The sequence below is a fragment of the Duganella sp. AC917 genome (genome assembly GCF_979258245.1).
This window is the reverse complement of record NZ_OZ409848.1, coordinates 1-14,257: the sequence shown is the minus strand read 5'-3', so window position 1 is coordinate 14,257 and position 14,257 is coordinate 1. Positions and strand designations below refer to the sequence as shown.

Sequence of the window (14,257 nt, the reverse complement as noted above, 5' to 3'; positions counted from 1 at the left end):
TTGTATCGCCGCGCGCAATGTCAGTCGGCCACCGGCGCCGGATAACTCACTTCCAGTATCTCCAGCTCTTCCACCCCATGCGGGGCCTGGAACGTGATGACATCGCCTTCGCGCGCCTTGGTCAGCGCGCGCGCCACCGGCGCCACCCAGCTGATCTTGCCGTTCAGCGGGTCGAGCTCGTCGATGCCGACGATGGTGATCGTGCGGGTTTCGTCGTTCTGGTTGCAGTAGGTGACGGTGGCGCCAAAGAATATCTGGTCGCTACCATGATGCACGCTGGGATCGACGATGGCCGCCGAATCCATGCGCTTGGTGAGGAAACGGATGCGGCGGTCGATCTCGCGCAAGCGCCGTTTGCCATATATATAGTCGCCATTTTCGGAACGGTCGCCGTTGGACGCGGCCCAGTGCACGATGCGCACGACCTCTGGACGGTCGACGTCGATCAGCTGCAACAGCTCATCCTTGATGCGCTGGTAGCCGGCCGGCGTGATGTAGTTCTTCGACCCGGCCGGTATCGCCAGCGCCAGCGCGGCGGCTTCCTCGTCGTCGTCCCCGTCCGATTCTTTGACAAATGCTTTATTCATACGGATCATTGTACCCCCTGCCCGTCGCGCCGCACGATAGGGTTTCCCCGCATCGGCGATGCTTCACGTATCATGCTGTCAGAGGAGCAACATAACCGATAATGAAACCCATCCGACGATACGCACGCAGACTGTTCGCGCCGCTGGTGTATCTCGCCGCCGTGTTGCTGCTGCTGGAAGACTGGCTCTGGACGCTCGGCGCGCGCCTGATGGAAAAGCTGACCGCGTGGCCGCCGCTGCACCGGCTCGAGGCGTGGATCTGCCGCCTGGGGCCGTACGCGGCGCTGGTGCTGTTCGCGCTGCCGGCGGTGCTGCTGTTTCCCGTCAAGCTGCTGGCGCTGTGGGCGATGGGCAACGGCCACGCGCTGACCGGCTTGCTGGTCATTGTCGCGGCCAAAGTCATCGGCGCGGCGGCCGTGGCGCGGCTGTATCTGCTCACCCGCCCGGTGCTGCTGACCATCCTCTGGTTCGCCCGGCTGCTGCACTGGTTCCTGGCGATCAAGGAACGCTGGATAGCCAGCCTGCGCGCCACCGCCGCCTGGCGCCGGGTCGAGGCCCTGGCGGCCAGGCTGCGCCGCTGGCGGCAAGCATTGCCGGCGCCGACGGCCGGCAGCTGGACGGCGCGCTTTCGCCGCCTGCTGAAACGTATCCGCGCCCGCTGGCGCGCATGATCCCGACACTTCTTTCGACGGCTACCCCATGACCGCACCTCCCGACACCCCCAACGACAGCGCCGCGCTGGCGGCAGAGCTGGCCGAGGTGCGCGCCCGCTTCGACGCCATCGTCTCCAACACCCCCGGGCTGGTCTACCAGTTCGTGCTGCATGCCGACGGCAACGTTTCTTTCCCCTACCTCAGCGACGGCTGCCTGGCCCTGCTGGGCGTGACGGCGTCCGAGCTGCACGCCGAGCCCGCGCGCTTCCTCGACCTGATCCTGCCCGACGACCGCCGCGCCTACCGCGACGCCATGCAGGCGTCGGCGTCGGCGCTGTGGAGCTGGAACTGGGAAGGCCGCATCTGGGTCGACGCCTGGAAAGACGTCAAATGGATCAACCTGCGCGCCACGCCCCACGCGCTGCCCGGCGGCGGCGTGCGCTGGAATGGCATGATGACCAACATCACCGAGAGCAAACTGGAACAGATGGAGGTGCGCCAGTCGCGCGCCCGGCTCGCCGAGCTCAGCGCCCACACCGACCGCGTCAAGGAACAGGAACGCACCCGCATCGCCCGCGAGATCCACGATGAACTGGGCGGCAACCTGACGGCCATCAAGATGGCGCTGGCCATGCTGGCGGCCCGCCTCGACGGCGCCGACCCGGCGCTGCGCGAGAAAACCGACTATGTCGACGCGCTGGTCGACCGCACCATCGATGCCGTGCACCGCATTTCGCTCGACCTGCGCCCCGCGCTGCTGGACCTGGGGCTGGTGGCGGCGCTCGAGTGGCAGGTCAAGGAGTTCGAAAAGCAGGCCGGCGTGCCGAGCACCTTCAGCGCCAACCAGCGCGACATCGCGCTCGACAACGACCAGGCCACGGCGCTGTTCCGCATCGCCCAGGAGGCGCTGACCAACATCGCCAAGCACGCCAACGCCACCCGGGTGACGGTCAAGCTGGCGCGGCTGCGCCACCACGTGTCGCTCAAAATCACCGACAACGGCGGCGGCATCCGCCAGGCCGACCGCGCCAAGGCCGCCTCGTTCGGCCTGCGCGGCATGGCCGAACGGGCGCGCGCGCTGGGCGGAACGTTAACGCTGAGCCACGCCGCCGGGGGCGGAACTGTTGTAGCGATCAAGATTAAGCAAGATAGCGCGCGCGAAACGCTCATCGCGGCCGCCGCCGGCACTACAATAGCTGGAGAAAAAATTACCACTGTGAAATAATGTCACGGCGGGCATCCAGCTAGCGTAGAGAAATATAACAAAATGACAGAAAAAGCCATTATCAAGGTCTTCATCGCCGACGACCACGCCATCGTGCGCGAGGGCTTGAAGCAGATCCTGGCCGAGACGCGCGACATCGTCGTGGCGGGCGAAGCGGAGAACGGCCTCGACGCCGTCAAGCTGTTCCGCAAGTCCGAATGCCAGGTGATGCTGCTCGACATTTCGATGCCGGACCGCAGCGGCATCGAGGTGCTCAAACAAATCAAGAAGGAAAAGCCGGAGCTGGCGGTGCTGATGCTGTCGATGCACCGCGAGGACCAGTATGCGATCCGCTCGCTCAAGGCCGGCGCCTCCGGCTACCTGACCAAGCAGAGCGCGCCGCGCGAGCTGGTGACGGCGATCCGCCAGGTGGCCGGCGGCCTCAAATACATCAGCCCGGCGCTGGCGCAGGAACTGGCCAACCACGTCGGCGAGGACCACGAGGCGCCGCCCCACGACACCCTGTCCGACCGCGAATACCAGACCCTGACGATGATCGCCTCGGGCAAGACGGTGGGCATGATCGCCAAGGAACTGTCGCTGTCGGTCAAGACCGTGAGCGAATACCGCGCGCGCCTGCTGGTCAAGATGAAACTGAAGAACAGCGCCGAACTGACGCACTATGCGATCAAAAACCAACTGATCGAGTAATCGGACGCGGGCGACCCGGCGGCGCGGGTAAGATAGTGGTTGCTTGATAAGCTGCACCCAGGGCCGCGCGCCCCGGATGGTTGACGGATTGCACATAGTTAATGCCGTGATGAAAGGCATGATCCGCCCCCTGCTCCGCGCATTGCCATTCAGGACACGGCCTTATCATGGTGGTAATCAGAAAACCTTTTAAAAGGCCGCGTGTCATTTATGTCCAAACCATCCACTCCCGAGCTGAATCCGGCCGAGATCGCCCGCGAGGCGTTCAAGCGGCTGGCCGTGCGGCGCATCGCGCCGACACCGGAAGCGTACCGGGATATATATAACGAGATCGCCGGCATCACCGAACCGGCCGCCGCGACCGCGCCGGCAACGGCGGCGCCGCTCGGCAGCGTCGACCCCGGCCCGGAATCGGTGCTCAGCCAGTTCGCCACGCGCCTGACCGAAAACACCGGCGACCTGGCCGACTTCGGCCGCCGCTTCAACCGCGCCGTCAAGACGCGCGACTGGGAAGGCTACGCCAAGACGCTGTCGCAACTGGTCGAGCGCCATTTCGTCGCCCGCAAAGGCATCGAGATCGCCGACGCCGACAACGAGCAAAGCCGCGTGCTGCGCGACCTGCTCAGCCGCACGCTGACGTTTGCCGTCGCCTCGCTGCTGAGCGGCGCGCCGGTGCTCGTGGCCGAGGCCGAATCGCTGGGCGCGGCCACCAAGCTGGCCCACAGCGAGGAAGCGCTGGCCGAGATCGGCCTGCGCCTGAAACAATTGTGCTTCCAGATCGAACTGCGCGGCGGCGACAGCGGCGAGCAGCAGGAATTGCTGCTGCGCCTGTTCAAACTGCTGCTGGAAAACGTCAGCGAACTGCTCGACGACGACAGCTGGCTGCGCGGCCAGATCGAATCGGTGCAAAACCTGATCGCCGGCCCGCTCGACGTGCGCGCGCTCGAGGAAGCCACGCGCAGCCTCAAGGAAGTGATCTACAAGCAGGGCCAGCTCAAGCACAGCCTGTCGGACGTCAAGCTCACCGTCAAGAACATGATGATGACCTTTATCGACCGCCTCAGCCAGGTCGCCGCCTCGACCGGCGACTTCCACGAGAAGATCGGCGGCTATTCGGAAAAGATCAGCAAGGCCGACAATATCTCCGAGCTCAACAGCATCCTCGACGAAGTGCTCAAGGAAACCCGGCTGGTGCAAAGCGAAGCGCTCAAGGCGCGCGACAAGATGGTGTTGGCGCGCCAGGAAGTGCAGGACGCCGAGTCGCGCATCCACGCGCTCGAGGCCAAGCTGCAGCATTTGAGCGAACTGGTGCGCGAGGACCAGCTGACCGGCAGCCTCAACCGCCGGGGCCTGGACGATGTCTTCGAGCGCGAGACCGCGCGCGCCGACCGCCGCGGCACGCCGCTGTGCATCGCCATCCTCGACCTGGACGATTTCAAAAAGCTCAACGACACCTACGGCCACATCGCCGGCGACGCCGCCCTCAAGCATTTGGTCAAGATCGTCAAGGACACCTTGCGTTCGATGGACGTGATCGCCCGCTTCGGCGGCGAGGAATTCCTGATCCTGATGCCGGAAACCTCGGTCGAGGCGGCCGCCACCACGATGACCCGGCTGCAGCGCGAGCTGACCAAGCACTTCTTCCTGCACGATAACGAAAAAGTGCTGATCACGTTCTCGGCCGGTGTGGCGTTGCGCCGCCCCAACGAGGAGCAGACCGAACTGGTCAAGCGGGCCGACAAGGCGATGTACACTGCCAAACAGACCGGCAAGAACCGGGTGGTGATCGCCGAGTAGTACCGCAACGTGGTCGAATCGACCAACAACGGGCGTCGGCGCCTGTCGAAACCACCCCAACCCGGCCTGCGCCGGGTTTTTTTTCGTCGAAAACAGTGTGAAAAATAATTATTTTGGCCCTAAAGATTCCGGATTCGCGGTCGTTTAAGCGGGCACATGGCGCGAACTTGAGGCGACAAACAGCGATTTCTTACTGTTTCCCACCCTAAAGCTTCCCATAGGGCAACCGTTAATCATTACAACAGCGGTTTGATTGTCTCGGAACAGGGAGACAGACCAAAGTGAAATGAGCATCTAGCCCAAATCGAAGTAATCTGGAGAATCATCATGGCACAAGTCATCAATAGCAATATTTCCTCGCTGAACTCGCAACGTAACCTGAGCACCTCGCAAGCTTCCCTGTCGACCTCGCTGCAGCGTCTGTCTTCCGGTCTGCGCATCAACAGCGCCAAGGACGACGCCGCCGGTCTGGCTATTTCCGAGCGCTTCACGTCGCAGATTCGCGGTAACCAAACGGCTGCGCGCAACGCCAACGACGGTATCTCGCTGGCTCAAACGGCCGAAGGTGGCTTGAGCACTGCTGGCGATCTGCTGCAACGTGTGCGCGAACTGGCCGTCCAGTCCGCCAACGGCACCAATTCCGATTCCGACCGTAAATCGATCCAAAACGAGGTCTCGGCCCTGTCGCAGGAACTGGACCGCGTCGCCAACACCACCCAGTTCAACGGCCAGAACGTGCTCGACGGCTCGCTGACCTCGGCCCAGTTCCAGGTCGGCGCCAACTCCGGCCAGACCATCAATGTGGGCGTGCAGTCGGCCAAGGCGACCGACCTCGGCAATAACACGCTGAAATCGGCCACCGGCAGCACCCTGACCAGCGCATTGTCGCAGCCTGTTGCCGGCGCAGCCGTCGACGGCCAAAACAACGTGGCGGCAGCCGAAACGTTGTCGATCAAATCCGGCGCCGGCGTCAGCACGGACCTGCTGGTCGCCCAGGGCGCCAGCGCGGGCAAGATCGCCAAGGACATCAACTCGCTGAGCACCACGACCGGCGTCACGGCCCAGGCCACGACCACCGCCACCATCACCGGCATCACCGACGGCTCGGTCCAGTTCGAACTGCGCGGCGCCAATTCGAAAGCCAACGACGCCAATTCCAAGCCGGTGACGATCTCGGCCAAAGTGGTCGGCGGCGATCTGTCGGCCCTGGCGCAATCGATCAACGCCCAAAGCGGCACCACCGCCATCACCGCGTCGATCAAGAAAGACGGCGCCACCGGCGCGACCTCGCTGGTGTTGAACAATGCCAACGGCGACGACATTAGCATCAACAACGTGCTGGCCGATACCGCCACCGGCTTGGGTGCGGCCAAGATCGCCGGCGCGCCAACGCCAGCCAACGGCACCACGGCAGCGATCGACTCGACGCCGATCGATATTCCAAAAGGTACCTCGGCCGCTCCGGCCTCGGTAACGGTCGGCGGCTCGGTCAGCTTCTCGTCCGATAGCGGTTTCTCGGTCGCCTCGACCGGCACCGCCATCATCGGCGGCACGGCCGGCACCGCGATCGGTTCGGACCTGCAGTCGGTCGCCAAGCTCGACGTCAGCACCGTCGAGGGCTCGAACGCGGCACTGAAAACCATCGATTCGGCGCTGAACCAGATCAACAGCAACCGCGCCGCGCTGGGTGCGATCCAGAACCGTTTCGCCTCGACCATCGCCAATCTGAACACGACGACGGAGAACTTGTCCGCTTCGCGTAGCCGGATTCAGGATACCGACTTCGCTGCGGAAACGGCCACCCTGACCCGCGGCCAGATCCTGCAACAGGCCGGCACCGCGATGCTGGCCCAGGCCAACTCGCTGCCGAACGGCGTGCTGTCGCTGCTGCGTGGTTAAGATCCGGGGATGAGTTGACGTCGTCCAGTCACTCCGACTAGGTTCCCCGGCTGATTTTTCGTCAGTCGGGGATTTTTCGTAAAGGAACGTATCATGACTATCGATACCATAGGCTCCGCCACGACGGTGCGCCAGGCCGATCGCGCATCCGGCAGCGATGCGGCCGTGTCGCCGGGCGCCCCGCGCGCCCCGGCCACGGCGCTCGACACGGCGGCCGCCGTCAAGGGTCCGGCCAACGTGCCAAGCGCCGAGCAGCTCAAAGAGGCCGTCTCGCAGCTCAACAAGGCGTCCCAGGACAAGTCGCAAGGCTTGGAGTTTTCCATCGACAATGACAGCAAGCGCACCGTCGTCAAGGTGATCGACCAGACCACCAAGGAAGTGCTGCGCCAGATTCCGACCCCGGAAGCGCTGGAAATTGCCAAGGCGCTGGCCTCGAAATCCAGCACCGCCGGCTTGCTGATCCAGCAAACCGCATGAAGCGGCCGCGCCCAGCGCGCGCCGCTTTTTCTTCTTTTCGGGCATGCTTCCCAGAGGCAATGTCCAGCATGCCCCATTCGCGTTGACGCCGTCGGCGCCCGCCGCTGCGGCTGTGCCGCCTGTTTTTTCCGCTTTGCCCGAACAGGCCGGTAATCGCCCCTCTCAAGTCCGGTTTGATTCTGCCGATACTGTCTTATATTATTGCTTTACTTAGGAGCGCATTGTGGCCATCTCATCCCCCGGCATCGGCTCAGGCCTGAACGTCAACGACATCGTCAGCAAACTGATGGTGGCCGAATCGACGCCGCTGGCGCAATTCGACAAGAAGTCGGCCAGCTATCTGGCGCAGGTGTCGGCCTTCGGCAACCTGTCGAGCGCGCTCGGCTCCTTCCAAGCGTCGCTCTCGAGCCTGACCTCGCTGAGCGGCTTCCAGACCATGTCGACGACACCGGGCGACGCCTCCATCTTCACCGCCACCGCCAACGGCACCGCCAAGCCGGGCAGCTACCGGGTCAACGTCACCCAAATCGCCCAGGCACAGACGCTCGCTTCGCAAGGCTACAAATCGACCACGGCCGCCATCGGGCTGGGCGCCAAGACCACCATCAATTTCTCGCTCGGCACCGTCAGCGGCGGCACCTTCGGCATCACCGGCGGCGCGCTCGGCGCCAGCCTGACCAGCGGCGGCCTGACGCCGGGCGCGCTGAGCATCAACGGCACGGCCATCGCCACCGACGGCACCACGCGCAGCGCGCGCCTGCTGGCCGACGCCGTCAACGCCAAGAGCACCACCACCGGCGTGTCGGCCAAGGCCACGGCCACCGTCACCAGCGCCACCCTGTTCGGCGCGGCCGGCGCCTCGAGCTTCGGCCAGGTCGACACCAGCGGCGGCGGCACCTATTCGCTGTCCGTGGGCGGCGTGGAAATCGCCGTCCAGGCCGACGGCGTGGCCGGCGGCGCCGGCGTAACGGCGGCCTCGATCGACGCCGCGCTGACCGGCAACACGGCCACCGCGCGCGCGCTGGCCGACGCCAATATCACCTATACCGGCAGCGCCGCCGATGGCACTTTGCAATTTACCAATGCCGACGGCAGCAACATCGCCATCGCCGAAGCCGTCTCCGGCACCGTCACCGGCGGCATCGGCAACAACGGCGCGGCCAATATCGGTTCGAGCACCACGGCCGTCGGCGCCATTTCGCTGGTGTCGGCCGACGGCAGCCCGATCAAGGTGGGCGGCACCAATCCGGAAGGCGCCGGCCTGACCGCCGGCACCGGGGGCGCCTACCTGGGCGCCGACTTTGCCGCCGACGGCGACCGCACCAGCGGCAACATCGTCATCGATAGCACCAATAATTCCCTGCAAGGCATCAGGGACGCGATCAACAAGGGCAATTTCGGTGTCACCGCCACCATCGTTTCGGACGGGTCGACCGGCACCGGCGCAACCCCGAACCGCCTGATCCTGACGTCCACGGCCAGCGGCCAGAGCTCGACGATGAAAATCACGCTGGCCGGCACCGGCGGCGATCCGGCCGATCCGGCGCTGGTCGGCCTGCTGGCCTACGATCCCAACGGCGTGCAGAACCTGAGCCAGAAAGCGGCCGCCTCGGACACCAAGGCCACCGTCAATGGCATCGACGTCACCAGTTCCAGCCTCGGCATCTCGGGCGCCATCGAAGGCGTGACCATCAGCACGCTCAAGGTGGGCGCGTCGACCCTCACGGTGGCCAAGGACACGGCCGCGCTCACCGCCTCGGTCAACGGTTTCGTCAAGGCGTACAACGAGCTCAATAGCCAGATGACCTCGCTGGGCGGTTACAACGCCGACACCAAAACCGGCGGCCCGCTGCTCGGCGATCCCACCTTGCGTAACCTGCAATCGTCGATCCGCGCCCAAATGTCGGGCACCATCACCGGCTTGCAGGGGACCAGCCTGAAGAACCTGTCGCAGATCGGCATCGCGTTCCAAAAGGATGGCACGCTGACGCTCGACACCTCAAAGCTGCAAAAGGCCATCGACAACAACTACAACGATATCGCCGGCCTGTTCGCGGCGGTCGGGCGCAGCACCGATCCCGATGTGAAATTCGTCAGCTCCAGCGCCAAGACCAAGGCCGGCGATTACGCGGTCAATATCACGCAGCTGGCCACCAAGGCGACGTTGCAGAGCACGGCGGTGCTGCCTGCCGAAACCACGATCGACGCCGGCACCACCTGGACCATCACGCTCAACGACACCGTGCCGTCCAACCTGAACAACACGCAAACGGTGAGCATTCCTGCGGGCACCTACAATCCGACCCAACTGGCCACCATGCTGCAATCGGCGATCAACGGCGTAAGCCAGTTCTCCACCGCTGGCGCGACGGTGGCGGCGACCATCGGCGATGACGGCAAGCTCAAGCTGGAATCGACGCGCTACGGGTCCAAATCGAACATTTCCGTCTCGAACGACTCCGGCACTGCGACCTCCGCCGTGTTCGGCAGCGGCGCCCCGGTCAACGGCGTCGACGTCGCCGGCACCATCGGCGGCTTCACGGCGACCGGCGACGGCCAGACCCTCACCGGCGCTCCCGGCGCCGACGTCGACGGCTTGAAACTGACGGTCGAGGGCGACACGGTCGGCTCGCGCGGCACCTTCGGCTTCTCACAAGGCTATGCCTATCAGCTCAACACGCTGGCGGCCGGCTATCTGGGCGCCCAGGGGGCGCTGACCAGCCGCACCTCCGGCCTGAATAAAACCGTGGCCGAGATCACCAAGCAGCGCGACACCTTCAGCGCCCGCCTGGTCGACATCGAGGCGCGCTACCGCAAGCAGTACTCGGCACTCGACACGACGATCGCCAGCATGAACACGACCATGTCATTTTTGACGCAACAACTCGCGGCCCTGGCGGCCAACAGGTAACACGAACCCATTCACAGGAGACGGAATATGTTCGGATCTCGACACACTGGCGTGCATGCCTATGCCAACGTCGGCATGGAAACAGGCGTTGTGGCCGCCAGCCCGCACAAGCTGATCGTCATGCTGTTCGACGGCGCGCTGGTGGCGCTGAACGCGGCATTAAACGGTATGCGCAGTGGCAATATCGCCGAAAAAGGCAAATCGATCTCGAAGGCCATCATGATCATCGACAGCGGCCTGCGCGCCGCGCTCGACAAAAAGGCCGGCGGCGAGATCGCCGAGGGGCTCGACTCGCTGTACGAGTACATGAGCGGGCGCCTGCTGACGGCCAACATCACCAACGACACCGGTATCGTCGAGGAAGTGCAGCGCCTGCTCATCGAGCTGCGCGACGCCTGGAACGCCATTGCCGACACCCCCGCCGTCACCGGCATCAAACAACCCAACCTCGCGAGCGCCTGATCCATGATGACGAGCCAAGAAATCCTATCCGTGTACGCCGCCATGGCGGCCCTGACCGAGCAGATGGTGCAGGCCGCTACCCGCAGCGACTGGGACATGCTGGTGCTGCTCGAGGAGCGCGTGGCCGTCCACGCGAAGTCGCTGCGCGAGCAGGAGCCGCCGGCGCCGATGCGCGGCGCCGAGCGCGAACGCAAGATCGAACTGATCCGCCAGATGCTCAACGCCGACCGCCAGATCCGCGACCTGACGATGCCATGGATGGAGCAATTGTCCAAACTGATCAACTCGACCGGCACGGAACGGCGCGTGGTTAGCGCCTACGGCAGCGTTTAAAGCAGGCCGGCGTCATGTTGCCGCGTTTTGACGCCGCCGTCCTGCCCGTCCGCCCGGCCGACGGCCTTGGCGCCGGCGCGGCCGTCGGCGACGACCGCCAGGTCGCCTTCCAGCGCGCGCTGCAGGGCATGGTCGGCAAGTCGGTGACAGCTGAAGTCATGTCGCGCTTCAACGACGGCAGCTCGCTGGTCAAGGTGGCCGACAACGCGGTGCGGATGATGTTGCCGCCCAATGTCAACGTCGGCGACCAGGTGCCGCTGACGGTGCTGACCGCCTCGCCCCGTCCGACCTTCCAGCTCGGCACCGGCACGCCGGGCGCCTCCCCCACCGTGGTCTACAGCGAAGGCGCGGGCGCCGATGGCGCCGACGCGCTGTATTCGCCGTCGCTGCCGTCCCAGCAAGCGGCCGGCCAGCCCGCCGGCCCCGGACGTGCGCCGGCCGCCACCGTTCCCGGCCAGCCGGGCCAGCCCGATGCAGGCGCGGCGGCCGAACCGGACGCCCTTCCCGGCCAGGCGCGACCCGGAGCCGGCCCCGCCGCTACCGCCGCCCAGCCCGACACGCAGCCCGCCTTGGCGCGGCCCGGCGCCGAAGCCGCCCAAGCCGCCGCCACACAGGGAAAACCCGCCGATGCCGCAGCGGCTGGACGCCCATTGCCGGCGGGCGCCGGCCAGGCCGCCGCCGCACAATCCGCACCAGGCGCGCAAGCGGCCGGCACGCCGCTGCCCGCCGACGCCGTCAAGCCGCAGAGCCTGGCGGCCACGCTGCTGGGCAAGGCGCCATTGACGCCGTCCAGCGAACTGCCCGCACTGGACCACACCACGCCGCAATCGACGTTGAGCAACACCGCGCGGGTGCTGACGTCGGTGCTGACGACCGCCCAGAGCGGCCAGGTGGCGCAACTGGCGCTGATCGGCAAGACCGCGTTGTTCGGCAACGGCCTGCCGGCCACCGACGAGCTGGCGCAAAAGCTGCAGGACACCATCTCCAAGAGCGGCTTGTTCTACGAATCCCATGTCACCGAATGGGTCAAGGGTGAGCGCAGCCTGCCCGAACTGATGCGCGAGCCGCAGATGCAACGCATGGCGCAAGGCGCCGAGCAGGCAGCCGCGCGCGCCGCCGCCAGCGGTCCGGACCTGACGGCCGCGCAGATGATCAACCAGCAGCTGCACACCCATGAGCAAGGCCGGGTCCAGTGGCAGGGCGAGGCGTGGCCGGGCCAGCCGATGCAGTGGGACGTGCGCCGCGAGCAGCGCGAAGGCGGCAAGCACGATGGCAACGCCGGCGACGAGACGCCCGAACAGATCTGGCGCAGCGGCGTGCGCTTCCGCTTTCCGCTGCTGGGCGAGGTATCGGCATCGGTCACGCTGATCGGCGGCCAGGTCCACATCCAGGTGCAGACCGGCAGCGACGACACCGCCGACACGCTGCGCATCCACGCCAGCCGGCTCGAGCAGGCGATGGAGGCGGCCGGGTCGCCGCTGTCGTCGCTGCTGATCACGCAGGATCACAGTGGCGCCGATGGAACCGGAGGCGGCAATGGCGGATGACGCTCCGCGCCGGCCGCTGCAGCAGGCGGTGGCGCTGGCCTATCAGGACGGCGCGCCGGCGCCCAAGGTCGTGGCCAAGGGACGCGGGCTGGTGGCCGAGCAGATCATCGGCGTGGCGCGCGAGGCCGGCGTGTTCATCCACGAGTCCAAGGAACTTGTTTCTTTACTCATGGATGTGGATTTGGATCAACAAATCCCGCCCACCCTCTATAGGACGATTGCGGAACTGTTGGCCTGGCTATATCATATTGAATCAGCGCAAAAGTTGGGCTTGCCGTTGCCCGATGCGCCGGACACCAGCCTCCCCCTCACCGAAATTTGACGCCGGCCCAGATGTATCCACACTTTCAGGATGTCGAATTGGAAAACTGGCATGACTATGAAATCGAGTCGCGCAAGGAGATCGTCTCCCTGCTGCGTGGCATCGGTGAGAAAAACCAGCTGATCCGCATGCTGATCCAGGGCGAGTCCGACGTCTGCGTCACCTCGATCCTCGACGTCGACGACCAGCTCGACACAATCGTGCTCGACAGCTCGATCGACAAGGAGCAAAACAAGCGCATCCTCGCCTCGCAGGGCCTGTCGTTCGAAACCACACTGGACAAAGTCCGCATCCTGTTTGCCGCCGATCGCGTCGAAGCGACCGTTTTCGAAGGCAATCCGGCCTTCAAGATCGTCGTGCCGCCGACACTGATCCGCCTTCAGCGGCGCGAGTATTACCGCATCGCCACGCCGGTGACCAATCCGGTGCGCGTGATCATCACCTTGCCGGATGAACTGGGCGGCATCACCACCTTCCCGCTGGCCGACATCAGCTGCGGCGGCATCGCCATCCTGGACAATAAAATGATACTGGGCGACGCCATCGGCAAGGAATATCCGAACTGCCGCATCGACCTGCCGGAGATCGGCCAGGTCACCACCGCGCTGCAGGTGCGTAACTCGCTTGACTTGACCCTGCTCAACAACAAAACCAACCGCCGCCTCGGCTGCGAGTTCGTCAACATCCAGCGCAGCACGCTGGCTTACGTGCAGCGCTACATCACCAAGCTCGAACGCGAACGCAACGCCCGCATCGCCGGCATGGCGTAGCAGCGCCAAGTTAGCGCCGGGTCAGCGCCGATAAGCAGTCCGGTAGGCCGACGGCGAGGTCTGCAACACCGCGCGGAAATGCTGCCGCAACGACAACGCCGAGCCGAATCCCGCCTCCTGCGCCACCAACTCGATCGACGCGTCGCCGCTTTCGAGCATCCATTGCGCGTGCGCCAGCCGCTGGCTCAGCAACCACTGCTTGAACGAGGTGCCAGTGGCCTGGCGGAAATGGCGCGTGAAGTTGCGCCGGCTCATGGCGGCCCGTTCCGCCAGCGCGTCGATGCTGTGGGGCTGGTCCAGACGCTGCGTGACCCAATCCAGCACGTCGGCAAAGCGGCCGTCACTGCTGGACACCGGCAACGGCCGTTCGATGAATTGCGCCTGGCCGCCCTGCCGGTGCGGCGCGATCACCAGTTGGCGGGCCACGCGGTTGGCGGCGTCGGCCCCGCGCAGCTGGCGCAGCAGATGCAAGCAGCAGTCGAGCCCGGCGGCGACACCCGCCGACGTCAGCACCTGGCCGGCGTCGACATACAACACGTCGGGATCGACATCGACCTTTGGATAGCGCTCGGCCAGTATGGACG

Annotated in this window: 14 protein-coding genes; 12 read left to right on the top strand and 2 right to left on the bottom strand. The window is 65.3% G+C overall.

Features of this window, described 5'->3' with window-relative positions; translation table 11 throughout:
* Positions 1-20: 20 nt before the first annotated feature.
* A complete protein-coding gene (greB, locus tag ACZ0BA_RS00070) occupies positions 21-587 on the bottom strand; it encodes a transcription elongation factor GreB (protein ID WP_463449346.1) in 567 nt (188 codons plus the stop codon).
* 101 nt (positions 588-688) lie between these two features.
* On the opposite strand from greB, the gene ACZ0BA_RS00065 reads away from it, so the two are divergent.
* From ACZ0BA_RS00065 to ACZ0BA_RS00010, 12 genes are all read left to right on the top strand, one after another.
* Entirely contained in the window at positions 689-1,258 is a 570-nt protein-coding gene (locus ACZ0BA_RS00065; protein ID WP_463449345.1) for a hypothetical protein, read from the top strand.
* Positions 1,259-1,286: 28 nt separating this feature from the next.
* Positions 1,287-2,465: a sensor histidine kinase gene (locus tag ACZ0BA_RS00060; RefSeq protein ID WP_463449344.1), complete on the top strand. Its 1,179-nt coding sequence runs from the start codon at positions 1,287-1,289 to the stop codon at positions 2,463-2,465.
* 42 nt (positions 2,466-2,507) lie between these two features.
* The gene (locus tag ACZ0BA_RS00055; protein WP_090322288.1) at positions 2,508-3,155 is read left to right on the top strand and encodes a response regulator; all 648 of its coding nucleotides are present in this window, start codon (positions 2,508-2,510) and stop codon (positions 3,153-3,155) included.
* Positions 3,156-3,365: 210 nt separating this feature from the next.
* Positions 3,366-4,952 carry a GGDEF domain-containing protein gene (locus ACZ0BA_RS00050; RefSeq protein WP_463449343.1) on the top strand — a complete coding sequence of 529 codons (1,587 nt, stop codon included), beginning with the start codon at positions 3,366-3,368 and terminating at the stop codon, positions 4,950-4,952.
* A 327-nt stretch (positions 4,953-5,279) separates the two neighbouring features.
* Positions 5,280-6,851, top strand: a complete 1,572-nt coding sequence (locus tag ACZ0BA_RS00045) for a flagellin N-terminal helical domain-containing protein (RefSeq protein ID WP_463449342.1) — start codon at positions 5,280-5,282, stop codon at positions 6,849-6,851.
* A gap of 93 nt (positions 6,852-6,944) precedes the next feature.
* Entirely contained in the window at positions 6,945-7,328 is a 384-nt protein-coding gene (locus tag ACZ0BA_RS00040; RefSeq protein ID WP_463449341.1) for a flagellar protein FlaG, read from the top strand.
* A 223-nt stretch (positions 7,329-7,551) separates the two neighbouring features.
* Positions 7,552-10,239: a flagellar filament capping protein FliD gene (gene fliD, locus ACZ0BA_RS00035; protein ID WP_463449340.1), complete on the top strand. Its 2,688-nt coding sequence runs from the start codon at positions 7,552-7,554 to the stop codon at positions 10,237-10,239.
* Between the two features lie 27 nt (positions 10,240-10,266).
* Positions 10,267-10,701 (top strand): flagellar export chaperone FliS, encoded by a 435-nt coding sequence (gene fliS, locus ACZ0BA_RS00030; RefSeq protein WP_463449339.1) that lies wholly within the window; start codon positions 10,267-10,269, stop codon positions 10,699-10,701.
* A gap of 3 nt (positions 10,702-10,704) precedes the next feature.
* Positions 10,705-11,034, top strand: coding sequence for a flagellar protein FliT (locus tag ACZ0BA_RS00025; protein ID WP_463449338.1), 330 nt, complete (start codon positions 10,705-10,707; stop codon positions 11,032-11,034).
* 14 nt (positions 11,035-11,048) lie between these two features.
* Positions 11,049-12,581, top strand: a complete 1,533-nt coding sequence (gene fliK, locus ACZ0BA_RS00020) for a flagellar hook-length control protein FliK (RefSeq protein WP_463449337.1) — start codon at positions 11,049-11,051, stop codon at positions 12,579-12,581.
* Positions 12,571-12,903, top strand: a complete 333-nt coding sequence (locus ACZ0BA_RS00015) for an EscU/YscU/HrcU family type III secretion system export apparatus switch protein (protein WP_463449336.1) — start codon at positions 12,571-12,573, stop codon at positions 12,901-12,903. The genes fliK and ACZ0BA_RS00015 overlap by 11 nt, the downstream gene beginning before the upstream one ends.
* 11 nt (positions 12,904-12,914) lie before the next feature.
* Entirely contained in the window at positions 12,915-13,673 is a 759-nt protein-coding gene (locus ACZ0BA_RS00010) for a flagellar brake protein (RefSeq protein ID WP_463449335.1), read from the top strand.
* Between the two features lie 21 nt (positions 13,674-13,694).
* On the opposite strand, the gene ACZ0BA_RS00005 is transcribed toward ACZ0BA_RS00010, so the two are convergent.
* On the bottom strand, positions 13,695-14,257 hold a 563-nt coding region (locus ACZ0BA_RS00005; protein WP_463449334.1), incomplete at its 5' end, for a helix-turn-helix domain-containing protein.

Coding starts and splice junctions, on each gene's coding strand:
- ACZ0BA_RS00050 (WP_463449343.1), top strand. CDS start 3,366: ATGTCCAAACCATCCACTCCCGAGCTGAATCCGGCCGAGATCGCCCGC.
- ACZ0BA_RS00025 (WP_463449338.1), top strand. CDS start 10,705: ATGATGACGAGCCAAGAAATCCTATCCGTGTACGCCGCCATGGCGGCC.
- greB (WP_463449346.1), bottom strand. CDS start 587: ATGAATAAAGCATTTGTCAAAGAATCGGACGGGGACGACGACGAGGAA.
- ACZ0BA_RS00045 (WP_463449342.1), top strand. CDS start 5,280: ATGGCACAAGTCATCAATAGCAATATTTCCTCGCTGAACTCGCAACGT.
- ACZ0BA_RS00010 (WP_463449335.1), top strand. CDS start 12,915: ATGTATCCACACTTTCAGGATGTCGAATTGGAAAACTGGCATGACTAT.
- fliS (WP_463449339.1), top strand. CDS start 10,267: ATGTTCGGATCTCGACACACTGGCGTGCATGCCTATGCCAACGTCGGC.
- ACZ0BA_RS00055 (WP_090322288.1), top strand. CDS start 2,508: ATGACAGAAAAAGCCATTATCAAGGTCTTCATCGCCGACGACCACGCC.
- ACZ0BA_RS00015 (WP_463449336.1), top strand. CDS start 12,571: ATGGCGGATGACGCTCCGCGCCGGCCGCTGCAGCAGGCGGTGGCGCTG.
- ACZ0BA_RS00040 (WP_463449341.1), top strand. CDS start 6,945: ATGACTATCGATACCATAGGCTCCGCCACGACGGTGCGCCAGGCCGAT.
- ACZ0BA_RS00065 (WP_463449345.1), top strand. CDS start 689: ATGAAACCCATCCGACGATACGCACGCAGACTGTTCGCGCCGCTGGTG.
- fliK (WP_463449337.1), top strand. CDS start 11,049: ATGTTGCCGCGTTTTGACGCCGCCGTCCTGCCCGTCCGCCCGGCCGAC.
- ACZ0BA_RS00060 (WP_463449344.1), top strand. CDS start 1,287: ATGACCGCACCTCCCGACACCCCCAACGACAGCGCCGCGCTGGCGGCA.